20 protein-coding genes, 1 pseudogene and 1 riboswitch are annotated in these 21,775 nt (G+C 61.3%); of the genes and pseudogenes, 9 read left to right on the plus strand and 12 right to left on the minus strand.

Translation table 11 applies throughout. The features are described from left to right. Window positions 1-140: 140 nt before the first annotated feature. Window positions 141-575 carry a Z-ring associated ZapG family protein gene (locus tag ACODTO_RS17425; protein ID WP_024778106.1) on the plus strand — a complete coding sequence of 145 codons (435 nt, stop codon included), beginning with the start codon at window positions 141-143 and terminating at the stop codon, window positions 573-575. A gap of 90 nt (window positions 576-665) precedes the next feature. On the opposite strand, the gene ACODTO_RS17430 is transcribed toward ACODTO_RS17425, so the two are convergent. The 6 genes from ACODTO_RS17430 to ACODTO_RS17455 form a co-directional block, all read right to left on the minus strand. After that, entirely contained in the window at window positions 666-1,166 is a 501-nt protein-coding gene (locus tag ACODTO_RS17430; RefSeq protein ID WP_489106799.1) for a methylated-DNA--[protein]-cysteine S-methyltransferase, read from the minus strand. 55 nt (window positions 1,167-1,221) lie between these two features. Further along, window positions 1,222-3,957, minus strand: coding sequence for a winged helix-turn-helix domain-containing protein (locus tag ACODTO_RS17435; RefSeq protein WP_489106800.1), 2,736 nt, complete (start codon window positions 3,955-3,957; stop codon window positions 1,222-1,224). Window positions 3,958-4,252: 295 nt separating this feature from the next. Then, window positions 4,253-5,617 carry a DUF1329 domain-containing protein gene (locus ACODTO_RS17440; protein WP_139644877.1) on the minus strand — a complete coding sequence of 455 codons (1,365 nt, stop codon included), beginning with the start codon at window positions 5,615-5,617 and terminating at the stop codon, window positions 4,253-4,255. Between the two features lie 24 nt (window positions 5,618-5,641). After that, entirely contained in the window at window positions 5,642-7,501 is a 1,860-nt protein-coding gene (locus tag ACODTO_RS17445) for a DUF1302 domain-containing protein (RefSeq protein WP_139644875.1), read from the minus strand. A 333-nt stretch (window positions 7,502-7,834) separates the two neighbouring features. Continuing rightward, a complete protein-coding gene (locus ACODTO_RS17450; RefSeq protein WP_175386199.1) occupies window positions 7,835-9,517 on the minus strand; it encodes a fatty acid--CoA ligase in 1,683 nt (560 codons plus the stop codon). A 252-nt stretch (window positions 9,518-9,769) separates the two neighbouring features. Further along, window positions 9,770-10,399, minus strand: coding sequence for a LysE family translocator (locus ACODTO_RS17455; protein ID WP_175386197.1), 630 nt, complete (start codon window positions 10,397-10,399; stop codon window positions 9,770-9,772). Window positions 10,400-10,536: 137 nt separating this feature from the next. Here ACODTO_RS17455 and ACODTO_RS17460 point away from each other — a divergent pair, with 137 nt between their 5' ends. From ACODTO_RS17460 to ACODTO_RS17470, 3 genes are all read left to right on the plus strand, one after another. Beyond that, window positions 10,537-11,502 carry a 2-hydroxyacid dehydrogenase gene (locus ACODTO_RS17460; RefSeq protein ID WP_489106801.1) on the plus strand — a complete coding sequence of 322 codons (966 nt, stop codon included), beginning with the start codon at window positions 10,537-10,539 and terminating at the stop codon, window positions 11,500-11,502. 33 nt (window positions 11,503-11,535) lie between these two features. Then, a complete protein-coding gene (locus ACODTO_RS17465; protein ID WP_489106802.1) occupies window positions 11,536-12,534 on the plus strand; it encodes a methyltransferase in 999 nt (332 codons plus the stop codon). A gap of 50 nt (window positions 12,535-12,584) precedes the next feature. Then, a riboswitch (yybP-ykoY riboswitch) is annotated at window positions 12,585-12,705 on the plus strand. A gap of 89 nt (window positions 12,706-12,794) precedes the next feature. Then, window positions 12,795-13,379, plus strand: coding sequence for a TMEM165/GDT1 family protein (locus ACODTO_RS17470; protein ID WP_041020600.1), 585 nt, complete (start codon window positions 12,795-12,797; stop codon window positions 13,377-13,379). Between the two features lie 153 nt (window positions 13,380-13,532). On the opposite strand, the gene ACODTO_RS17475 is transcribed toward ACODTO_RS17470, so the two are convergent. Beyond that, window positions 13,533-14,348, minus strand: coding sequence for a M48 family metallopeptidase (locus tag ACODTO_RS17475; RefSeq protein WP_041020601.1), 816 nt, complete (start codon window positions 14,346-14,348; stop codon window positions 13,533-13,535). 1,303 nt (window positions 14,349-15,651) lie between these two features. Between ACODTO_RS17475 and ACODTO_RS17480 the strand changes: the two are divergent. Continuing rightward, a pseudogene (locus tag ACODTO_RS17480) lies at window positions 15,652-15,846 on the plus strand (HAMP domain-containing protein); the annotation flags it as partial. 114 nt (window positions 15,847-15,960) lie between these two features. Then, a complete protein-coding gene (locus ACODTO_RS17485) occupies window positions 15,961-16,704 on the plus strand; it encodes a methyl-accepting chemotaxis protein (protein WP_370444479.1) in 744 nt (247 codons plus the stop codon). Window positions 16,705-16,833: 129 nt separating this feature from the next. Here ACODTO_RS17485 and ACODTO_RS17490 read toward each other — a convergent pair whose 3' ends face one another. The 3 genes from ACODTO_RS17490 to ACODTO_RS17500 are packed head-to-tail and all read right to left on the minus strand — an operon-like array spanning window position 16,834 to window position 17,947. Beyond that, complete coding sequence (locus tag ACODTO_RS17490; protein WP_139644860.1) at window positions 16,834-17,457, minus strand: SOS response-associated peptidase; 624 nt, start codon at window positions 17,455-17,457, stop codon at window positions 16,834-16,836. A 35-nt stretch (window positions 17,458-17,492) separates the two neighbouring features. Then, window positions 17,493-17,753: a putative signal transducing protein gene (locus ACODTO_RS17495; protein ID WP_041020608.1), complete on the minus strand. Its 261-nt coding sequence runs from the start codon at window positions 17,751-17,753 to the stop codon at window positions 17,493-17,495. A gap of 11 nt (window positions 17,754-17,764) precedes the next feature. Then, entirely contained in the window at window positions 17,765-17,947 is a 183-nt protein-coding gene (locus tag ACODTO_RS17500; protein ID WP_139645260.1) for a CPXCG motif-containing cysteine-rich protein, read from the minus strand. 140 nt (window positions 17,948-18,087) lie between these two features. On the opposite strand from ACODTO_RS17500, the gene ACODTO_RS17505 reads away from it, so the two are divergent. After that, the gene (locus tag ACODTO_RS17505) at window positions 18,088-19,254 is read left to right on the plus strand and encodes a 1-acyl-sn-glycerol-3-phosphate acyltransferase (RefSeq protein ID WP_139644858.1); all 1,167 of its coding nucleotides are present in this window, start codon (window positions 18,088-18,090) and stop codon (window positions 19,252-19,254) included. Window positions 19,255-19,402: 148 nt separating this feature from the next. Here the strand turns inward: ACODTO_RS17505 and ACODTO_RS17510 are convergent, their stop codons facing one another. Then, on the minus strand, window positions 19,403-19,687 hold the full coding sequence (locus tag ACODTO_RS17510) for a hypothetical protein (RefSeq protein ID WP_139644856.1): 285 nt from the start codon (window positions 19,685-19,687) through the stop codon (window positions 19,403-19,405). A 291-nt stretch (window positions 19,688-19,978) separates the two neighbouring features. Between ACODTO_RS17510 and ACODTO_RS17515 the strand changes: the two genes are divergently transcribed. Further along, entirely contained in the window at window positions 19,979-20,185 is a 207-nt protein-coding gene (locus ACODTO_RS17515; protein ID WP_041020607.1) for a hypothetical protein, read from the plus strand. A gap of 132 nt (window positions 20,186-20,317) precedes the next feature. Here the strand turns inward: ACODTO_RS17515 and ACODTO_RS17520 are convergent, their stop codons facing one another. Next, window positions 20,318-20,902, minus strand: a complete 585-nt coding sequence (locus ACODTO_RS17520) for a YajG family lipoprotein (RefSeq protein WP_047701387.1) — start codon at window positions 20,900-20,902, stop codon at window positions 20,318-20,320. 201 nt (window positions 20,903-21,103) lie between these two features. On the opposite strand from ACODTO_RS17520, the gene ACODTO_RS17525 reads away from it, so the two are divergent. Beyond that, on the plus strand, window positions 21,104-21,337 hold the full coding sequence (locus ACODTO_RS17525; protein ID WP_139644854.1) for a hypothetical protein: 234 nt from the start codon (window positions 21,104-21,106) through the stop codon (window positions 21,335-21,337). The last annotated feature ends 438 nt before the right edge of the window (window positions 21,338-21,775 follow it).

Consider the following 21,775-nt stretch of genomic DNA (forward strand, 5'->3'; position numbering starts at 1 on the left):
GAAAGAACTCCGTGACCCCGGATAGGGTCGACTCGTCTAGCTAAAAGTCTGTGCCTGGCATGATTGCGATGTTCTTCGCGGTATACAGCGCAGGTCCGAGCCGTTAACGTAAAGCAAAGCCGTTTATAGAGGAAGGACTCGTGGAACACTCGCTCTTAGTTTGGTTGTTGCCGACTCTTGCCCTGGTTGCCGGTGTCGCCATTGGATTCCTGCTTGCCCGACTGCTGCCCAACGCAGTGCCCAACAGCACGCAACGTCAGCTGGACGACATTCAGGAACGTTTCGACAGTTATCAGAATGAGGTGGTGACCCACTTCAACGCCACCGCTTCTCTGGTGAAGAAACTCACCCAGAGCTATCAGGATGTTCAGGATCATTTGTCCGAGGGTGCCAACCGCCTGGCCCTGGACGAACAGACTCGCCAGCGCCTGCTGGCCGCCCTGCACGCCGACTCGGCGCAGGCACCACGGGAACGCCTGACTCCGCCAAGGGATCAGGAACCACCTAGGGACTACGCCCCCAAGGCACCGAATTCGCCCGGCATGCTCGATGAGCATTACGGTTTGAAGAAGTAAGCTGCAAGCCACACCAGAAGCCCGCCCGATCCTGTGATCGGGCGTTTTTTTTCATGGGCGCAGGTTTTCCGGTGGGGCTGTCCGTTGAGGTCAGAACGCCAATTGAAGGCTCTGCTGACCTTCGAGGCTGAGCAGCCATTGCTTGGCAGCCAGCCCACCGGCGAAACCGGTGAGGCTGCCAGAGGTGCCGATGACTCGATGGCAGGGAGCGATGATCGAGATGGGGTTACGACCGTTGGCTGCGCCCACCGCCCGAACAGCAGTCGGCTGACCGATCTGGATGGCGATATCGCGGTAACTGCGGGTCTCACCGAAGGGAATGGTCAGCAGTGCCTGCCAGACCCGTTTCTGGAAGTCCGTGCCGACAAAGTCCAGCTCCAGCTCGAAACGGCGCCGTTGCCCGGCGAAGTATTCCATCAGTTGACGCTCGGTTTCCTCGAGCATCGGGTGATGAATGTCTTCTTCCAAGGGGCCCAGGCGCACACGGTTGAGTCGCTCGTTTTCCCACAGGATCGCGGCCAGTCTTGCGCCTCGGGCGACGAGGATCAATTGGCCGACCGGGGATGGGATGGTTTTGTACCGGGGTAACATCGAGTCATTCCTTTACTGGCTGGCTTCTGTGGCAGGTTGCTTTGCGCAGCTGGACTCAGCCCAACAACCCCAGCTCCTTGGCCCTCGCCACAGCCTGGGTGCGACGTTCCACGCCAAGCTTGCTGTTGATATGACTGGCATGGGTCTTGACCGTATGCAACGAAATGAACAGCTGCTCGCTGATTTCCTGGTTGGAACAGCCCTGGGCAATCAGTTGCAGCACCGCCCGTTCGCGGCTGCTGAGGCTTTCGACAGGTGCCGGGGAGTCGGCCGGTTGCGTCGACGTCGGCAGGCGTTCGAGCAGACTCTGGCACAAGGGACTGGGGGGTGCGTGCAGCAGCTGCTCGCGCAGCCATTCTCGATGTTCGTCGCCCAGCAGCCATTCGAACGGTTGCAGCACTCCGCCACCGGCGGCTTCAAAAGCCTGAGCCAGGGCATTGCGGGCCGCCGGTTCGCGGCCGACACTCAGCAACAAGGCGACTTTCTGGTTGAGGGCCATCACGCTGAGCATCTGCCGGCCGGTTTGCTGGCCGTGTTCAAGCAAGGCGTTGAGCCGCCCTTCAGCCAGCATCGGTTGACCGCGAACGGACTCCAGCAGTGCCTGTTGCAGCTCGATATGCAGCGGCAATTGCGGGTGGAACTCTGGCGGCGCCGCGGCCTGCTCCCCGGTATAGGTCCGCCCCAGCCGCGCCAGCCAGGCTTCGGCCAGCTCGGTGCGGCCCTGGGCCAGCCAGAGCTCGCATTTGACCAGTGTGATCATCGCCAGGTAGTAGATCGGCGGAACATCCCAGATATGCATCAGGCGCTCGGCTTCAGCCAGTTCGGCAAAGGCCCTGGCGAACTCGCCACTGTTGCCTTCGATACGGGCGATCACGCAATGCCCGAGCAGCACGCTGATGTCGCGGCAGGCCCGTGCTTCGGTAAGACCGGCCTGCAACCGCGCCAGTCCGGCCTGGGGCTGCATGCGCAAGGTCAGCAGGAAACCCTCGTACAGGATCAACCGCGCCCGTACCGCATAAAGCCGTTGGGGCGAAAGTTTGTGCAAGCGTTGCAGGCCCTGGCGCACTTCATCCAGCGCCCGCAGGATCTCTCCCCGCGCCTGCAGGACCCGGGCGCGATCGTAATGAGCCAAGGCTTCGAACAAGGGGTTGCCGACCCGCTGTGCCAGTTCCAGGGAGTCGCGGTTCAAACCACGCGCGCGCCACAGGTCACCGTCGGCAATCGCCAGGTTCGACAACGTGGACAGGCACATCAGGCGTTGGCCGTAGCGTTTTTGCGGCAGGCTTTCCAGGGCTTCGGTGCAATAACGCACCGTGGCTTCACGGTCCCCACGGCCACGAGCGACGATCCCGCTCAGGGCCAACCATTGGGCAAGCATGGATTTTTGCGCGGTGGCCGACGGTGCCGGCAGGAAGCGGCTCAGGTGGGCGGCCAGTTCTTCGGCGGCGTCCAGTTGACAGGCCAGCCCCAGCGCCCAGCTGTAGAGCACAATCAGCCTCGGGGTACTGATGAGCAGGCTGTCGGGCAGGTCCATCTTCCAGCGCAGCAACATGCCGACGTTCTGCTCGGCCAGCAGTTGTTCCTCCGAGAGGGTCTGCACCAGGTTCGCCGCCACATCCAGGTGCCCGGCCCGCAGCGCCTGCTCCACGGCTTCGTCGATCAGCCCCTGGGCGTTGAACCAGCGACAGGCGCGCAAATGCAGGGTCGCGGCCGGCACCATGGCGGGTGCGCTGGGGCGGCTGCGCAACAGATCGGAAAACAGATGGTGGTAGCGATACCAATGACCGTGTTCGTCCAGGGGCACCAGGAACACCTGATGGGCCGCCAGATATTGCAGGATCTCGGCGCTGTCATGGGCTTCGCGCACGGCATCGCACAGTTCGCTGCAAAAGCGATCCTGTGGCGCGGTGTCGTAGAGAAACGCCTGCACCTCGGCGGGCAGGCAGTCGATGACTTCTTCGAGCAGATAATCGCGGATCAGCCCTTCCCCACCGTGCAGCGTCTGTGGCAGCCCGCCCTCGGAACCGGCTTCGGAGGCGGCCAGCAACCAGAAACGCAGCCCGGCCACCCAGCCTTCGCTGCGCTGGATAAGGTTTTCCAACGCTTCACCGCGCAACGAGATGCTGTGATGCTCGAGCAGTGTCAGGGCTTCGCCATGGGTCAGGCGCAGGTCCTGCTCGTTCAGTTCGAGCAATTGCCGCGACAGGCGCAGGCGCGCCAGATGCCAGTTCGGTCGCTGGCGGCTGGTGACCAGTACCAGCAAACCATCAGGCAAGTGATTGAGGAAAAACTGCAGGCAACGATCCAGTACGGGGCCCTGGGCCAGGTGATAATCGTCGAGCACCAACAGCAAGGGGTTGCGAAGCGTCAAGTGACTGGTCAGTTCATCCAGCAGGCCATCGAGCCATTCTTCGAACGCGAAGGGCTGGTGGCGCTGGCGCATCTTCAGTAGCCCCGCTGCGCGGCCGCCCAGCTGTGGAAAGAGTGCCTGGAGCCCTTCGAGCAGCCGCTCCAGAAAACGTCCCGGATCATTGTCCCTGGTGTTGAGCCCCAACCAGAGGCTTTGCCAATGGACCGGCAGGCTCTGGCAGAACTCCACCGCGAGGGAGCTTTTGCCGAACCCCGCCGGCGCACTGACCAACAGCAATCGGCCGCCGAGCCCCGCACTTAAACGCTCGCACAACCGCGGCCGCACGACGTGCCCGTCGGGCAGAGGCGGTCGATAGAAGCGCCCGTCCTGTACCGCAAAGGCTGCGCGGGCAGAATCCGGAAGTGAAGACAGATCAGTCATGGCCGGCTCTTGTTTAGATGCAGGTGGCGGCGTTGCAGATGTCCGCAGACTAGCCGTAAACGAAGAGGTATTGAAGGGAGTGCTACAAATGGCTACAAAAAGACTACAAATCGACATCTCCTGACGACACATCCCATGGGAGCAAGGCTTGCCCGCGATGAAGGCGCCTCGGTTCCAGGGCAAACCGCGTTAACTCCATCGCGGGCAAGCCTTGCTCCCACATTCAGGCCAAAAAACAAACGCCCCGAACCAGTCGGGGCGTTTATCCGAGGATGCGGCCTCGGGGTAAAGCGGTTTAGCGGATACCGTCCTGGCGCAGCGCGTTCGGTGTGAAGTCTGCGGTGGTGGCGGTGAAGCCGAAATCGTAGGCCGATTTCTCTTCGTTCTTCATGCCCAGAGCCAGGTAGCGGCCGGACTGCAGGTCGTAGAGGGTTTCCAGGGCGTACCACGGCACTTGCTTGTCGTAGTAGTTCTCGGCATGGGCCTCGGCAACTCGCCACAGTTGGCCACGACCGTCGTAGTGATCGATCACCGCCGCCTGCCAGGTATCTTCGTCGATGAAGAAATCGCGCTTGGCGTAGATGTGGCGCTGGCCTTCCTTCAGGGTCGCGGTGACATGCCAGACACGACGCAGCTCGTAACGCGCCAGGTCCTGGTTGATGTGGCCGGCCTTGAGGATGTCGGCGTACTTGAGTTGTGGCGAGTCGATCTTGTAGCTGTTGGCGGCGATATACAGCTCTTTCTTGCCTTCCAACTTCCAGTCGTAGCGATCCGGCGCACCGTTGTACATGTCCAGGTTGTCGGAGGTACGCAGGCCATCGGCGGCGGTACCCGGACCATCATAGGAGACCTGTGGCGCACGACGTACCCGACGCTGGCCGGCGTTGTAGACCCAGGCCGAGCGCGGTTCCTTCACCTGGTCGAGGGTTTCGTGCACCAGCAACACGCCACCGGCCAGGCGTGCCGGCGCGGTCACTTGCTGTTTGAAGTAGAACAGGATGTTGCCAGGGTTGGCCGGATCGAAATCCTTCATCTTGTCGCGGAACACGAACTGATCACGGAAATACACCAGGCTATAGGAGCCGTTGGCTTGCGGCGTGGCCTGGGTCACCAGGCGCGTCACGCTGCCGCCACGGTAGCGGGTGATGTGGTTCCAGATCACTTCGACGCCGCTCTGGGGAATCGGGAACGGTATGGCGGTCTCGAAGTTTTCCAGGCCGTTGCCGCCGGATACCAGCTTGGTGTTGACCGCGTTCTTCTTGATGGACGCGAACACTTCATCCGGCACGGTGGCGCCACGATGGGTCGGATAGACCGGCATCTTGAAGGTTTCCGGGTAGCGCTTGAACATCGCGTACTGGCCCGGCGCGAGCTTGTCCTTGTACTGCTCGACGTTCTGCGCGGTGATGGTGAACAGCGGTTTCTCGCTGGCATACGGGTCGGCGAGGAACCCTTTGCTGTCCACGCTACCGGCATTCTTGGCCATGGGCTTCCAGGCGGAAATCGAACCGTCGGCATTACCGGCCATCTCGGCGCCCATCGGCGTCAGGCTCTTGCCCAGTTTGTCGGCCTCGCCCGCAGGCACCGCGGCCATGACGCTGGCCGCCAGCAGGGACAATCCCAGTGCGCCGACCTGCAACAGACTCTTTGTTATTTTCATCGTGTGTCGTCCTGAATACGGTGCTTAGAAGGTCACGCCGACGCTGAGCGCCAGGAAGTCGCGATCGTCCACGGTGCTGAAGTCGCCACCAAAGAAGTTGGTGTAGGCCAGGCTCGCGTTGTAGGTGTTCTGGTACTCGGCATCCAGCCCGAGGCTGACGGCCTTGCGGCCTTCCTCGAAGTTGCCGCCAGGGCCTGGCGAGTAGCCTTTGACGTCATGGGACCAGGCCACGTTGGGCTTGAGGTTCACGCCGGCGAAGACGTCCGGGTATTCCCAGATGGCGCGGGCGCGGTAGCCCCAGGAAGTGGCGGTGGTGAAGCCGTCGTTGTTGCAGTTGCTGTTCACACCGCCAAGAGTCTGTCCGCCGCCTGCTGCAGTGGAGGCATTGAGCGCTTGGCAGGATCCGTTGGGCAGTTCACCCGGACCAAACACCGGGTCGCGACCGTAGCGGGCCTCGGACCTGCTTTCCAGGCCTCCCACATGCGTTACGCCTACTTCACCCACCAAGGTCAGGCGACTGGCCCCCATAACCTGGTCGAGGAAGTGGGTGAAGGTCGTTTGAAACTGGGTGATTTCCTTGCGGCTATAGCCATGCAGATCCTGGCCCGGAACGCCCGTAAGTACCGACGCGTTGGCCAAGGGCCCACCGATCGGACGGACGCCAGCAAAAAGAATGTCGGTAGTACTCAGCTGTACCGGTGCGTTCGGGCGATAACTCAACTCACCGCTCCACGCCGTGCCGGTAGGCAGGGTGGTGGAGAAACTCAGGCCATAGAGACGGATGTCTTCCGGGTACTCAACGAAGTAGTTGGAGTTGCCGGCCACAATCAGGGGACGCAGTGCCGCCAACGGACCCAACGGAGCCGTGTAGAACTGTGCCGGCGCGCCCGTGGCGCTGAAAATCGGCGCCCGGCTGTGGTAGTTCATGAAGTAGGCACCGAATTCGGTGTCCAGAGGCTCGAACATGTACTTCATGGACGCCCCCCACTGGCCGCTGTCACGGGCATCGCGATCCGGGCCACGACGCACCAGCACGCCTTCCTCGTTGACGTCGACCCCTCGCGCGGCCAGGGCGGGCAAGGCAGCACCAGGAATCGTGGAACGCTTGTTCAGCACCCGGAGGTTATCCGTACAACCATCGGCAATCACATCCGGCTGGGAGAAGAATGTCCCGCAGTTATCGACAACCGTCTGGTCCCACTCCAGTTGATAGAACGCCTCAGCCGACAGGTTGTCGGTCAGGCTCTGGGACACATAGAACATGTTGACCGGAATCAGGCCTTCCTTGATCTCGGCACCGGGACGACGGAACGCGGACACGTCGACCGGGTTGATGGAGTTGATGCCGCCCTGGATGAAGGTACTTTCACCCCAACTGACGACCTGCTTGCCCAAGCGAACGGAGCCTGGCTGATCGGCAATGGCGTAGTTGTGGTAGACGAAGGCATCGAGAATCTGCCCGCCGGAGGACTTGGCGCCTTCCTTGCGATTGTTGTCGCTGATGTCCTTGTACAGACGATTCTCGTCCTTGAGTTCGAAGTCGTACCAGTACTTGCCTCGCACAAACACACCGGTATCGCCGTACTTCAGCTCCAGGTCATGAATACCCTTGAAGATCTTCGAGAAGGTTTCCCCGCGCTTGAAGTTCAAGTGACCGTCATCAGAGGTCTGGGACAACCCCCTGCCACCGTTGTTGACGCCGATCAGGTCCTTGTTGGCATGGGCCGTGGACCAGCTCGCCCCCACCGACAGGGAAGAATCGAACTGGCCCTCGATTTCACCGATGTTGAAACTGACGCCGAATGCAGGCCCGGCGAGCGAAGAGGCGAGACTGACCGCCAGAGGCAATTTTGCCCGGCGCCAGAACGTGTTTGCAGAGGTCATTCGACACTACTCCATGTTCTTTATTGTTATGGCAGGGGGTATTTTCAAGGAACGTCTTCGACGACCAGCGACAGGGTTGCGGCACTCATTCAAAGTCGCATCGCCCGTTCGTGCAGGAGGCCCATTCTTGAAAATCCTTGAGCGGACTATAGCCAGCAGGTAGTACGGCTTGATCCCTCTAAAGTGTGATTTGCAGCCCCCGACCACTCTGGAACAGTCCTTTGCCAGGCCGACACCTGTCGGCACGGCAAGGATGGCTGAAATTGGCGGTTTGACAAGGCAAGCGCTTGCTCGGTGGGGCTGCCGTGCCCTTTCGGACACGGCAAGGAGACCTCAAAGCGTGGACAGGAAGGCGCTGTTGTTGCTCTGCCATTCGGCGATGTCGACGCGGATGCGTTTCTTGTCGAGCTTGCCAACGCTGGTCTTGGGAATTTCCGTAACAAGGGCGATCTGGCTCGGGATCGCCCACTTGCTCAGGTGTCCCTGTTCGACAAATGGCTTGAGGTGTTCCTTGAGCTCGCGAGCCCCGATCTGATGCCCATCGTGAATCACCAGCAAGGCAAACGGGCGCTCCCCCCACTGTGGATCGGGAATACCCACCACTGCCACTTCGCGTACCCCCGCGTGACGGCTGATGAGGTCTTCCAGGTCCAGGGACGAGATCCATTCGCCCCCCGTCTTGATCACGTCCTTGATACGGTCGCGGATGTCGATGAAGCCCATGCTGTCCAGCGTAGCCACGTCACCGGTGTGCAGCCAGCCGCCGGCCCAGAGCTCGGCGCCCTTCTGCGGTTCGTTGAAGTAGCCTTCGGTAAGCCAGGGTGCACGCAGCACCAGCTCGCCCTGGGTCTCGCCATCGGCCGGCAGGAACCGGCCTTCGGCATCGACGATCGCCGCCTCCACCAAGGGGCCCGGCACGCCAGCCTTGATCCGGTAGCTGATGCGTTCGTCTTCGCTGCCGGCCATCAACTCGTCGTTGAGGTGGGCGCAGGACACCAGCGGGCCGGTTTCCGACATGCCATAGGCGGCGGTGAGCTGGATCCCCCTGGCCTTGGCGGCTTCGTACAGGCTGCGATTCAGGGCACTTCCGCCGATGACGATTTTCCAACCGCCGAAATCGGTGCCCTGAGCACTCTTGGCGTTGAGCACCATCTGCAGGATGGTCGGCACGCAATGGGAAAAGCTGACCTTCTCCTTGCGCCACAACTGAACCAGGAGCTCGGGGTCGTAGCGGCCGGGATAGACCTGCTTGAGGCCGAGCATAGTCGCCACGTACGGTAGGCCCCAGGCATGAACGTGGAACATTGGCGTAATCGGCATGTACACATCGTTGGTGCCCAGCAACCGCACGCTGTCGATGGCGCCCATGATGGTCGCCTCGCCCAGGGAATGCAGCACCAATTGCCGGTGGGTGAAGTAGACGCCCTTGGGATTGCCCGTGGTACCGGTGGTGTAGAAGGTCGTGGCGACGGAGTTTTCGTCGAAGTCCTGGAAGTCGTAGACCGGGCTGGCAGCCGCCAGCAACTGCTCGTATTCGCCCACCAGGTTGGGCAGGTCGACGGTTTTCTCCGGCAGGTCGGTCAGCAGCAGGGTCTTCTCCACCGTGGTCAGGTGCCCGGCAATGGCCTGGTACAACCCGACGAACTCGCTGTTGACCAGCACGAAGCGGTCCTCGGCGTGATTCATGGTGTAGACAATCTGCTCCGGTGACAGCCGCACGTTGATGGTGTGGATCACGGCGCCGATCATCGGGATCGCGAACATGCATTCCAGATAGCGATGGCTGTCCCAGTCCATCACCGCCACGGTATCGCCCGCCTTGACCCCGGCCTCGGTCAGCACGTTGGCCAACCGTGCCACCCGTTCGATCAGCGTCGGATAGCTGTAGCGCAACTGGTCACGGTAGACGATCTCGCGGGTTTTCTCGTAACGCACACCGGACATCAGCAGCCGCTTGATCAGCAGTGGATATTGATAAGCGCCTTCGGCGGGAGGAATAACGCGAGTCTGCAACATAAGAATCCTTTTCTGACTGCATGGTCGTGACTGGAGGTAAGCACTCTAGAGGGCTTATACACCGTTCAAATCAGCCAAAGGAATGATTTGATCGCCCGGCAAATACTGGCCCAGAGCCATCCACCCACCCATTCCGGATACTTTGAATCTGCAATCCCACCGGGACTGTCACCGCCAGTGTCTAGGCGGCAGAAGGCCAAGAAGATCGCAACCTCCTGCAATGGCGGCAAAAAAAAAGAGCGGGCGAACCCGTCAATGCGCTTCGGTAAACGCCAGCTTCACACCGATGGCAACCAGTACCGCACCCATGGTCCGATCGAACCAGTGGCCCATGCGGGCGAATCCGGCGCGCACCCGCTGCTGGCTGAACAGCATGGCCACCAGGCAGAACCAGGCGGCCGTTGCGACCGCCAGGTACACACCGTAACCGGCCTGGATCGCCAGTGGTGTATGAGGGTTGATCACGACGGTGAACAGCGACAGGAAGAACAGCGTCGCCTTGGGGTTCAGGCCATTGGTGACGAAGCCCGAGGTGAATGCGCCGCGGGCGGTCCGTTCGCCAACTTCCTTGCGCAGATTTTCCTCGCTCGGCTTGGCCGGTTGTGCCCGCAGCGCCTTGAAGCCGATGTACAGCAGGTACGCGGCGGCGGCCCATTTCAGCGCGTTGAACAGCACAATGGACTGCGACACGATCAGGCCGATGCCCAACAGCGAATAGCCTACGTGCAGGAAAATCGCCGTGCCGACGCCCAGCGCCGTCCAGGTCCCGGCCCGGCGGCCATGGGTCACGCTTTCGCGCACCACCACGGCAAAATCCGGCCCGGGACTGGCAACCGCCAGCAGGTGGATCAGCGCGACGGTGAGGAATTCGGTGAGATACATGGCGGGCTCCTTGACTCAATTTCGAAACGGACATCGACTTCTGTGGCGAGGGATTTATCCCCTCGCCACAGGGCCGCAATTCATCTGATAGGCTCGTCACCTTACGCCTTCGGTTCCAGACTAAAAAGGTACAGCTGATGACAAATACCGGCCGCGCGGTTTTCCTCGACCACCCTTCCCTTGATCTCGGCGACCTGGATCTGGCCCCGTTGCGCAATTGCTTCGACGAACTGCAACTGTTTGCCCGCACCACGCCGAACCTGGTGATCGAACGACTCAAGGGCGCCACCGTGGCGATCACCAACAAGGTCGTGATCGATGCCGCCGCCATGGCCGCCAGCCCCGAATTGAAGCTGATCCTGATCAGCGCCACCGGTACCAACAATGTCGACCTCACGGCAGCTCGCCATCACGGCATTACAGTGTGTAACTGCCAGGGCTACGGTACGCCATCGGTCGCCCAGCACACGATCATGCTGTTGCTGAACCTGGCGACGCGACTGGCCGATTATCAGAAGGCGGTGGGCGACGGGCGCTGGCAACAGGCCTCACAATTCTGCCTGCTGGACTATCCCATCGTCGAACTGCAAGGCAAGACCCTGGGCCTGCTCGGCCACGGCGAACTGGGCAGTGCCGTCGGGCGGCTGGCGGAAGCCTTCGGCATGCGCGTGCTGTTGGGCCAGATCCCCGGACGTCCTGCCCGTCCTGACCGCTTGCCGCTGGATCAGCTGTTGTCGCAAGTCGATGCCCTGACCCTGCACTGCCCACTCAATGAACATACCCGCCACTTCATCGGCGCGCGGGAACTGGCGACGCTCAAGCCCGGCGCTTTCGTGATCAACACCGCCCGTGGCGGCCTGATCGATGAACAGGCCCTGGCTGACGCCCTGCGCAACGGTCACCTGGGCGGCGCGGCCACCGATGTGCTGAGCGTGGAGCCGCCAACCCAGGGCAATCCGCTGCTGGCCAGCGACATTCCCCGCCTGATCATCACGCCTCACAACGCCTGGGGCACTCGCGAGGCGCGGCAACGGATCGTTGGCCAACTGACGGAAAACGCCCAAGGCTTTTTCAGGGGTACAGCGCGACGGGTCGTCAGTTGATAAACTGCCGCACTTTTTTTCAAGGAGCAGACCATGGATCCGCGCAGTGAAGTACTGCTTCGTCAGCCCGAACTATTCCAGGGGTCGGTCCTGCTGGCCGGCCTGCCCGCCGACGACCTGCTCGGCCGCTTGCCCGACGCCCATGGCTGGTGCTGGCACGCGGGCGATCAGGCCGCACTGGACGCCCGCTTCCCCGAGCGTAGCCACTTTGGCGTAGACGCCCCTTCCCGTGAGTTCGACAGTGCGGTGGTATTCCTGCCCAAGGCCAAGGACCTGACGGACTACATCCTCAATGCCGTGGCCTCGCGCCTGGGCGGCCGCGAAGTGTTTCTGGTGGGGGAAAAGCGCAGCGGCATCGAAGGTGCTTCCAAGCAGCTCAACCCGTTCGGCAAACCGCGCAAGCTCGACAGCGCGCGGCATTGCCAACTGTGGCAGGTCACCGTCGCCAACGTTCCAGAGGCCAAGCCCCTGGAAAGCCTGGCCCAGACCTACGAGTTGCCCCTGGAGGAAGGTCCGCTGAAGGTCATCAGCCTGCCGGGGGTGTTCAGCCACGGTCGCCTGGATCGCGGCAGTGCTCTGCTGCTCGAACACCTGGATAAATTGCCCAGCGGCCACCTGCTGGACTTCGGATGCGGTGCCGGTGTGCTCGGGGCGGCCGTCAAGCGTCGCTATCCGCACAACACCGTCACCTTGCTGGATGTGGACGCTTTCGCCGCCGCCAGCAGTCGCCTGACCTTGGCTGCCAACGGCCTGGAAGCCGAGGTGCTGACCGGTGACGGTATCGATGCCGCGCCGATGGGCCTGAACGCGATTCTGAGCAATCCGCCGTTCCATGTCGGCGTCCACACCGATTACTACGCGACGGAAAACCTGCTGCGAAAAGCGGCCAAACATCTGAAAAACGGTGGGGAATTGCGTCTGGTTGCGAACAGTTTCCTCAAATACCAGCCGCTGATCGAAGAACATCTGGGCGTGTGCACCATCAAGGCCGAGGGCCAGGGCTTTCGCATCTACCGGGCCAAGCGCGGTTGAAAGCTTTTTAAGACACAGCACTTGCCCAATCGGATTTGCCTAGGCAGAATCCGCAGCGTCCTAGGGGAGTAGTCTCCCGCGAGCACCCTGCTCGCCCGGCATACGTCAACATACTTGGTCAGCAGACCATGGCGTATGCGGCCCAAGCGTCCGGAACCGGTCGCAGGGTTTGACAAGACCTATGACACGCACACCTTACCCGGGGCGGGGAGGCTGTACGTGTCATAGCCGTGTCGACCCGCCCCTCTAGGAATCACCTGATGCTGGACTCTTTCCTCGTACCCACCACCATCGTTGCGCTGGCCGAAATCGGCGACAAGACCCAATTGCTTGCGCTCGTCCTGGCGGCTCGTTTTCGCAAACCCTGGCCGATCATCGCCGGAATTGTCGCCGCGACCCTGGCCAACCATGCAGCAGCCGGAGCCGTGGGGGCCTGGGTGGGCAGTATTTTCTCGAATGCGGTGTTGCACTGGATCCTGGCAGCGAGCTTCGCCGCCACCGCGCTATGGACGCTGGTTCCCGACAAACTGGACGACGAAGAAGCGAGCACCGCGCGCAAGTTCGGCCCCTTCCTGACCACGCTGATCGCGTTCTTCCTGGCGGAAATCGGCGACAAGACCCAGATAGCCACCGTGATGCTCGCCGCGCAATACCCGGAATTGTGGCTGGTGATCATCGGTACCACTGTGGGCATGCTGATTGCCAACGTGCCGGTGGTACTGGCCGGCAATTTCGCCGCCGATAAGCTGCCGCTCACCCTGATCCGCCGCCTGGCCGCCTCGGCATTCTTCATCCTGGCGATTGTGGCGGTGTACAAGGCAATGCAGAGCAGTGGATGGGTTTGATCAGGTAGGCAAGTAATACCGTGCCATCGTTCATCGCGAGCAGGCTCGCTCCCACAGGGGATTTGCAGTGCCCACATTTTTTGTGAGCACCGCGCCCAATGTGGGAGCGAGCCTGCTCGCGATGAGGCCAGTGGCCTCACCGCATAAGAAAGGTTACTTCTTGGCCTGCTGGTAAAGCGGCATCACCTTTGGAATCGCCGCCTGCAACGAAGCGATCCGGCTGCTGGACGCAGGGTGAGTGCTCATGAACTCCGGTGGTGCGCCTTCCGAGGCCTTGCTCATCTTGTTCCACAAGGTGATGGCGGCGTTCGGGTTGTAGCCGGCGCGAGCGGCCAGTTCGAGGCCGATCAGGTCGGCTTCGTTTTCGTTGGCACGGCTGTTGGGCAAGGTCATGCCGTAGTTGGCCACGGTGTCGGCCAGCGCCAGGCTGTCCTGGCCCAGGCCGAACAAGGCACCGGCGCCCTGCTTGGCCATCTCGATGCCGTAGGCCTTGGACATTGCTTCACGCCCGTGCTCACGCAGGGCGTGGGCGATTTCATGGCCCATGACCGCGGCGATTTCATCGTCGGTCAGCTTCAGCGAGTCGATCAACCCGGTGTAGAAAATGATCTTGCCGCCTGGGCCGCAGTTGGCGTTGAGCTCATCGCTCTTGATCAGGTTCACTTCCCACTTCCACTGCGCCGAGTCCGGACGGAAAACCGGGGCCTGGGCGATCAGTCGGTCGGCAATGGCCTGGACGCGCCTGGCTTCGCTGCTGGTCTTGTCGAGCGCACCCTGGGTGCTCGCCTCGCCGACGGTCTTCTGATAGGACTGGGCGTACATCTGGTTGACCTCATCGGTCGACAGCATGCTGAACATGTACTGCTTGCGCTCCACACCCACGGCGCCGCCGCTGGTGGTATTCACCGATTGGCAACCGGCAAGCAACAGGCTCGTGCCGAGGACACTCACCATCAACGTCTTGTGCATATTAAAGCTCCCTGGAAACGTGGGCGTATCCTATGCGGTGATTTGTATCGGCGCCAGATACACAACGACGGATTACCGCTATTTCGCACAGATCCCACCCCCGCTCCATTAGCGACACTCACGATTCAAAAACAGTCACCCGACGAACAACGCCTCATGCCGGCCCCTATGGACGCCGATACAAGCTTCAGACGTCATCCTCGCGTCCGGAGCCTTTATGAAATTCAAGTCGATCCAGTTTTCCGTGGCCGCCCTGGCCGGTGCCATCGTGCTCAGCGTGGTCGGGGCCCTGGTCCTGTACGCGTTGTTCGCCGGGGCCCGCACCCAAGACATGGTGCAACAACGGACCAAGGCGCAGTTCGAACAACTCATCGAACAACGCCTCAGCGCCCTGGCCCGTACCCAGGCCAGCCTGATCCAACGGGAACTGGAAGCCCCACTGCAGCTCGCCAAGGGACTTGCCACCACGAACGCGCTGATGGGCATGAAGGGCACGGACGGCAACCCACAGTTGAAGATTGCGCGCGAGCAGATGATCAGCCTGCTGCGCGAAACCGTGGTGCGCAATCCAAAAGTCCTTGGCGCCTACATCGCCTGGGAGCCGAACGCCATCGACCACGATGATGCCAACTACGTGAACAGCCCCGTGGTGGGCATGGAAACCAACGGGCGTTTCCTGCCGTGGTGGTTCCGTAACCAGGACGGCACCCTGGGCCTGGAAAAACTGGCCGATGTGGCCGATCAGAAACTCCTGTCCACCGGTATCCGCGCCAGTGAGTACTACCTGTGCTCCCAGGACAGCAGGAAGGCCTGCGTGATCGACCCGGCGCCCTACCGCGTCGGCGACACCATGACCATGCTCGCCTCGTTCATCGAGCCGATCCTCATCGACGGCAAGTTCCAGGGCATCGTCGGGGCAGATCTGTCGGTGAACTTCATCCAGGACATGCTCGTGGCCGCCGATGCCAAGCTGTACAACGGCGCCGGGGAGTTGGCGCTGCTCTCCAGCAATAACCGCCTCGTGGCATTCACGAAGGACCCGAGCAAACTCGGGGAAAAGGCCAGCGACCTGCTCAACGCCAGTGAACTGGACAACCTGGGCAAGCTCAGTATCGGCGAAGTGCGTTACGACATCGACGAGGAACACGGGCACATCGAAGTGTATATGCCATTCGGCATTGGCGAGACCAATGCCCGCTGGACGCTGATGCTGCAATTGCCGCTGAACGCGGTGATGGCCGATCTGCAAGCGTTGCAGAAAGACCTGAACGATCGGCGCCAGTCTGACATTTTCGGCATGGCGATGGTGGGTCTGGTAATTGCCGGCATCGGTCTGCTGGTGATCTGGCTGGTGGGCCATGGCATTGCCCGGCCACTCAAGCAAATGGTGGCAATGCTCGATGACATTGCCCAGGGTGAAGGCGACCTGACCCGGCGCCTGGTGAGTGACCGCGCCGACGAATTGGGCGCGATTGCCAGGGGCTTCAACACGTTCCTGAGCAAGCTGCAGGGGATGATCACCCAAGTGGTGACCTCGGTGCAGAGCGTCAGCGATTCATCGGAGCACACCGCCGACATCGCAATCCGCACCAACCAGGGCGTGCACAAGCAAATGTCGGAGATCGACCAGGTCGCCACCGCCGTGCACGAGATGACCGCTACGGCCCAGGACGTCGCCCGCAACGCGACCCAGGCCGCCCAGGCCGCCAGTCACGCCGACCAGGCCGCCAGCCAGGGCATGCAGATCGTACGGGATACGTCCACGTCCATCGGCGCCCTGGCCGTGGAAATCGGCAAGGCGGTGGGCGTGGTGCAGACCCTGGCCAAGGACAGCGAGAACATCAACGCGATTCTCACCGCCATCCGTGGTATTGCCGAACAGACCAACCTGCTGGCGCTGAACGCCGCCATCGAAGCCGCCCGGGCCGGTGAGCAGGGTCGCGGATTCGCTGTGGTGGCTGATGAAGTGCGCAACCTGGCGCAGAAAACGCAGCAGGCCACGGAAGAAATCCAGTCGATGATCCAGCAATTGCAGCAGGGTACCCGGGACGTGGTACGGGTGATGGAAGACAGCCAGCACCGCACCGATCAAAGCGTGCAGCATGCGGCAAAAGCGGCCCAGGCCCTGGAAACCATCACCCAGGCAGTGTCGGTGATCAACGACATGAACACCCAGATCGCCAGCGCCGCCGAGGAGCAAAGCGCCGTGGCCGATGACATCAACCGCAACGTCATCAACATCGGGCAAGTGGCGAATGAAGTGGCGGGCGGGGCGGATGAATCCAGCGCCGCCAGTGCCGGCTTGACCAAACTGGCGGAGCAGCAGCGGCGATTGATCAATCAGTTCAGGGTCTGATCCAGAACCGCTATCGCGAGCAGGCTCGCTCCCACAGGAGGTTGCGGATGTTCACAAAGATGTGTCCACCGCAATGACCCTGTGGGAGCGAGCCTGCTCGCGATAGCGGCAGTAAAGGCACCACAGGCCTCAAGCCGGGGTCAGGCATTCCGGTCCGTTGAGCTTCGGGTCGTTGACCATGTTGGCCAACACCCGCTCACGCAATTGTGCCGGTTCGCTTGCCAGCAGCCCTTGCAAGGCATGCAGCGGCGTTTCGGGATCGAGCCACAGGCGCTGGCCCTCTTCGTCCAGGATCAACGGCCTGCGTTGCCCCGCCGCCGGCTGGGTGATGACCGCCGTGCTCAGCCACACCTGTTCCTGCACGGGATACGCTTCCCATATCGCGGCAAAAAACAACGACGACCCCTCTCCCGGCGTCAGCCAGTAGGGCCGCTTGCGTGTGCCACCGCGCCATTCGTAGAAGCCGTTGGCCGGCAGCAGGCAGCGACGCAGGCGCAGGGCTTCACGGAACATCGGCTGCTCGGCCACGGTTTCGGCGCGGGCGTGGGCCGGAGTACGGGACAGATCGGTCAGCCACGCGGGCGTCAGGCCCCAGCGCGCACGGGCCAACTCGCGCTGCCCCTCGGCACCGGCCCGCAGCATCAGCACCGAATCGTTGGGCGAAATATTCCATTGAGCCTTCTGGTCGGCAGGAAAGCCGGGCAAGGCCGCGAAAGCGGGGTTCCAGCGAAACAGGGCATAACGTCCACACATGGGGCAACACGACTCTTGATCGAACGGCCGCCAGCCTAACAGACCAGCGTGCCGGGATAACTCTCCGGCTCATCACCGGGCACTGGCATCGCGGCATTGTACGCAACGATGAGCTCCCGGGCGTACTGCGCCTGGTCGTCTTCTACCGCCAGGCCCAGGAGGCCTTGCATCGGCAACTCGCCAGCGCCGCCCACCAGGTCGCGCCCCACCAGATGCGCCGTGATGCCTTCGCTGGCGAGCATGCCTTGCAGCAGTTCGCCCTCCATCAGGCTTTCCAGCTCGTAGATTCGTTGCATGGGCGCCCCCATCAATCGTTTTCAGTGAAGGCCTCGAGAAACCAGTGTTCGTCATGCACTTGCAACCTGAATTTGATCGGTCGGCAACACACCTGACAGTCCTCAACATACTCCTGGTCGCCACCCGACAGATCCACGGTCGTCTCAACCTCTTCACCACAATACGGACAATCATAAAGAGCGGTTTCCAGCATCGCGGTCTCCCAGGTGACTTGTGCGTATAATCGCCGGTCTATTTGCAGGGCTATTTTCGTCTGGCTTATCTTCCAGGCCATGCCCCGTCGTTTTTTCGATCGAACCTTTAACTTACCCTAGCCGTTTCCAACAAGAGAGCATGATGGGCGAATTCGATGCCATCCGACCTTACGACGACAGCGAAGTCCCAGCGGTGCTGGCCCGGCTGCTCGGCGACAAGGCGTTTCTAGATATCCTCACCCACTTCCGCTTCCCGCGCCTGGCCGGCGCATTCGGCTGGATGCTCAAACCTCTTATAGCGCAAAGATTGCGCCGTGAGTTCGCCAGCGTGACATCGGTCGCCACTTTGCAGGATAAAGTCGAGTTCTACGTCGACCACACCATCGAGCGTGCCACCGACGGCGTGACCTATACAGGGGTGGAGCAATTCAAGTCCGGCAGCGCGTACCTGTTCATTGCCAACCATCGCGACATCGTGATGGACCCGGCCTTCGTCAACTATGCGGTGTACCACGCCGGCCTGCCGACCCCGCGCATCGCCATTGGCGACAACCTGCTGCAAAAACCTTTTGTCAGTGACCTGATGCGCCTGAACAAGAGTTTCATCGTGCACCGCTCCATCACCGGACGGCGAGAGAAGATGGCGGCCTACCAGTTGCTGTCAGCGTATATCAACCACTCGATCCGCAACGACTGCGCCTCGATCTGGATCGCCCAGGCCGAAGGGCGGGCCAAGGACGGCGACGACCGTACCGAATCGGCCATCCTCAAGATGTTCCATATGAGCCGCAAGGACGAGCCATTTGGCGAGGTCATCCAGTCGCTGAACCTCACTCCCGTGTCGATCAGTTACGAATACGACCCGTGCGACCAGGCCAAGGCCCGCGAGCTGTACATCCGAGCCACCACCGGCACCTACACCAAGGCACCGGGCGAAGATGATGTGAGCATCGCCAAAGGCATCACTGGATACAAGGGCCGGGTGCACGTGAACTTTGCCGCACCGATCACCGAACTGTTCGAAGACACCAAGCAATTGGCCCAGGAGATGGATCGGCAGATTCTCGGCGGCTACCGCCTGTTCCCGGTGCATTACCTGGCTTACGCCCAGTGGGCCGACGCCGATCCGCAATTGCAGGTTCCGCAGGCGGCCGAGGTATTCGGCGCCGATGAACTGGCCAAGGCGCAGGAAGAATGGCAACGCCGGCTGGATGCGTGCCCGGCGGAACACCGACCGTTCCTGATCCTGCAATATGCAACGCCGGTGCGTAATCAGTATCGGGTGAAGGCGGGGTTGGCGTTGTAACGCGGCATACCTGAGGGAGACCTGTGGGAGCAAGGCTTGCCCGCGATGAAAACGACACGATACTTTCGGAAATCGAGGTGCCTGTTTCGCGAGCAAGCTTTGCTCCCACAGGCACCCGCCACAAAAGCATCCTTGCTTCCGGTAAATCTCAGCTGATCTGCGTGCTGATCCACGACACCAGCAACGCCAACGCCAGGCAGCCAAAGCCGAATCGGTAGAAAAACCGGTTCATGCGCTGCGTCGCCAGGTCCAGCAACGCTTCGAACCGTTCTTCACCATTGCGATTGCCTGCTTGCAGGCTCGCTCGCGCCCGTTGCTCACGGCGGCGCGTTGCGTGCAGCACCCAGCCGCCCGGGCAGGCAAACAGCAAGGCGAACAAGTTGATCAGTTTGGCCGGGTGGGCGGCGAACAACGAAAGCAGATGCAGCGACATCACAAACCTCAAGGGAAAACGGAACGGAACACGCCCGGGACTTGCGAGCAGGGCGCGGATTCTACCGAAAGCCCACTGCCCTGCCCTGTTTTTTCCGACCTGTGGGAGCAAGGCTTGCCCGCGATGAAGGCGCTTCGATCCTCGGTAACCGCGTCAGCTTCATCGCGTCCAAGCCTTGCTCCCACAGAGCTTCGTTGCTGCGAGGCTGAGCTACGGACTTATGTTCACCGTCACGGTTTCGTCATCTGGATAAGCCACCCTGTCGCCCTCCAAACCTGCCCGGACCCCGTCATGCTCCACGCCGAAAACCAGGATCGCCTCTACCTCATCACCCCAAGCGACGAACAGCAAAACCTCGTCGGCAGCCTGTCCTTCAACGTACAGGACCCACATTGGCTGGTGTATTGCGCCCTCGGTGGTCATCAACATGCCGACCTGCCGGAGACCGATCTGCTGACGGGCATCAGTGTGCTGGAACTGTATTCACAGGCCGCCTAGAAAAATCGCGCAAAAAAAACCTGTGGGAGCGAGCCCTGCTCGCGATAGCGGTTTATCAGTCACAGTGATTTCAAATGTGACGCCGCTATCGCGAGCAGGCTCGCTCCCACAGGCGGGGGTCAGGCCCGGATCTTACTCAGCCAGCACCTGGCCAATGGTCGGGTCTTTGAACAGCCGGGTCAGGGCGTCGCTCAACACATCGCTGACCAGCTTGGTATTGGTGTCCTGATTGGGCGCCATGCCGAAACGCTGGTCCAACGAAGCCCCATAACGACCGCTGTAACGGCGGTTGGCGTTCTGCACGTCGGAACGGAAGGTCGCGCCGATGGTGGCTTCGGTCACGTACATGCCTTCCTTGGGCGATTGATACTTGAGTTCGGCCAGGGTAACGGTCAGCTGTGGAGCATTCATCGCGTTCGCGGTAGGGGTGAAGCCCAGCAAACGTACGGCGGCTTCAGCCTGGGCCTGCAGCTTGGGCAGGATCTGTGCGCCCTGAACCGTGATGACGCTGGTTTCCGGGTACAGCCCGCCGCGGGTGCCGAGCGTCGGCGATGGACGGCCGTCCACCACCCGTACCACCACCGGCTGGCCATGACCCACAGGCGCCAGCTGGGCGTTGAGCTTGGGTTCCGGGTTAAGTTGTTGCGGGCTGTGGGCGCAGCCGACAAGGGTCAGACTGGTCACAGCGATCAAACCGAACAACAGGCGTTGCAACATGCTCTTATCTCCAGAATCGGGCACTGACAGACCCGCAGTATAGCGGTGCGCCATCGCGGCGAACCAGCCGAATGAATACTGAAATTTCTGACATTTACCGCCAATGCCGGTTCCTGTCACTCCATTGTCACGGTCCTTACACCGGCGTGTCATGGCTCGCTGTCAGGCTGCTCACAAGTCCCCCGACACGGAAATCCGACCATGCGCCTTCTCGTCTCCTTGTTCACTCCGCGCCCACAGCATCGCAGCTTCGCCCTGCTGGATCGCAACGGCCGCTGCCAGGCGTTCAAGCAATGCAGCCTGCAACCCATGGGCGAAGGCTGGGTGGAAATCGAAGAAATCCGTCTCAACTGGCTGAATCAGCCTTTACCCGCCAGCGCCCGCGTACAGCCGCTTCGTAGTCGCGCGCGCGGCCGCCAGTTGTTGGCCATCTGACCGAATGGCTAATAAAAGTCATTAAACACGACCATTTTCCTGCGTTTCTTCGTTACAATCTCCCCCCGATTATAAGGACGTCTCCTGATCGGGCCTCGCAACACCGCTGATGCGCTTGCATTGGCACCCCGCATCGCCCACAGAGAGCCGCCCACACAGATCGAGTGAAGCTGGCGCGCCTGCTGTTTCCGGGCCAATCACCACTTTTCGCGAATCTGCAGAGCTGTCATTACGCTCGGTCACTGAGCTGTCTGCCCGTTTTGCCTGTCATGTACTGCATGGGGCAAACAATCCGGACACGGTGCCTGGCTGGGACAGCCCTTTTTTGAGGTTCACGTCTTCAAAAGAGCGTGAAAAAACGGGTTTTCACAACTTCACAAGAGTGTGGCGAGCAAATGAAGAGTTTTGCGTCTGAACAAGCACCATTGGCGTCTGAAA

The sequence above is a fragment of the Pseudomonas sp. FG13 genome (genome assembly GCF_057809755.1).

What these genes read in the sequence shown, in the direction of transcription:
- ACODTO_RS17460 (WP_489106801.1), top strand. Translation starts at nt 10,537, where the DNA reads ATGACAAATACCGGCCGCGCGGTTTTCCTCGACCACCCTTCCCTTGAT.
- ACODTO_RS17520 (WP_047701387.1), bottom strand. Translation starts at nt 20,902, where the DNA reads ATGTTGCAACGCCTGTTGTTCGGTTTGATCGCTGTGACCAGTCTGACC.
- ACODTO_RS17450 (WP_175386199.1), bottom strand. Translation starts at nt 9,517, where the DNA reads ATGTTGCAGACTCGCGTTATTCCTCCCGCCGAAGGCGCTTATCAATAT.
- ACODTO_RS17440 (WP_139644877.1), bottom strand. Translation starts at nt 5,617, where the DNA reads ATGAAAATAACAAAGAGTCTGTTGCAGGTCGGCGCACTGGGATTGTCC.
- ACODTO_RS17515 (WP_041020607.1), top strand. Translation starts at nt 19,979, where the DNA reads ATGCTCCACGCCGAAAACCAGGATCGCCTCTACCTCATCACCCCAAGC.
- ACODTO_RS17490 (WP_139644860.1), bottom strand. Translation starts at nt 17,457, where the DNA reads ATGTGTGGACGTTATGCCCTGTTTCGCTGGAACCCCGCTTTCGCGGCC.
- ACODTO_RS17505 (WP_139644858.1), top strand. Translation starts at nt 18,088, where the DNA reads ATGATGGGCGAATTCGATGCCATCCGACCTTACGACGACAGCGAAGTC.
- ACODTO_RS17445 (WP_139644875.1), bottom strand. Translation starts at nt 7,501, where the DNA reads ATGACCTCTGCAAACACGTTCTGGCGCCGGGCAAAATTGCCTCTGGCG.
- ACODTO_RS17455 (WP_175386197.1), bottom strand. Translation starts at nt 10,399, where the DNA reads ATGTATCTCACCGAATTCCTCACCGTCGCGCTGATCCACCTGCTGGCG.
- ACODTO_RS17430 (WP_489106799.1), bottom strand. Translation starts at nt 1,166, where the DNA reads ATGTTACCCCGGTACAAAACCATCCCATCCCCGGTCGGCCAATTGATC.
- ACODTO_RS17525 (WP_139644854.1), top strand. Translation starts at nt 21,104, where the DNA reads ATGCGCCTTCTCGTCTCCTTGTTCACTCCGCGCCCACAGCATCGCAGC.
- ACODTO_RS17495 (WP_041020608.1), bottom strand. Translation starts at nt 17,753, where the DNA reads ATGCAACGAATCTACGAGCTGGAAAGCCTGATGGAGGGCGAACTGCTG.
- ACODTO_RS17470 (WP_041020600.1), top strand. Translation starts at nt 12,795, where the DNA reads ATGCTGGACTCTTTCCTCGTACCCACCACCATCGTTGCGCTGGCCGAA.
- ACODTO_RS17510 (WP_139644856.1), bottom strand. Translation starts at nt 19,687, where the DNA reads ATGTCGCTGCATCTGCTTTCGTTGTTCGCCGCCCACCCGGCCAAACTG.
- ACODTO_RS17475 (WP_041020601.1), bottom strand. Translation starts at nt 14,348, where the DNA reads ATGCACAAGACGTTGATGGTGAGTGTCCTCGGCACGAGCCTGTTGCTT.
- ACODTO_RS17435 (WP_489106800.1), bottom strand. Translation starts at nt 3,957, where the DNA reads ATGACTGATCTGTCTTCACTTCCGGATTCTGCCCGCGCAGCCTTTGCG.
- ACODTO_RS17500 (WP_139645260.1), bottom strand. Translation starts at nt 17,947, where the DNA reads ATGCTGGAAACCGCTCTTTATGATTGTCCGTATTGTGGTGAAGAGGTT.
- ACODTO_RS17465 (WP_489106802.1), top strand. Translation starts at nt 11,536, where the DNA reads ATGGATCCGCGCAGTGAAGTACTGCTTCGTCAGCCCGAACTATTCCAG.
- ACODTO_RS17485 (WP_370444479.1), top strand. Translation starts at nt 15,961, where the DNA reads ATGTCGGAGATCGACCAGGTCGCCACCGCCGTGCACGAGATGACCGCT.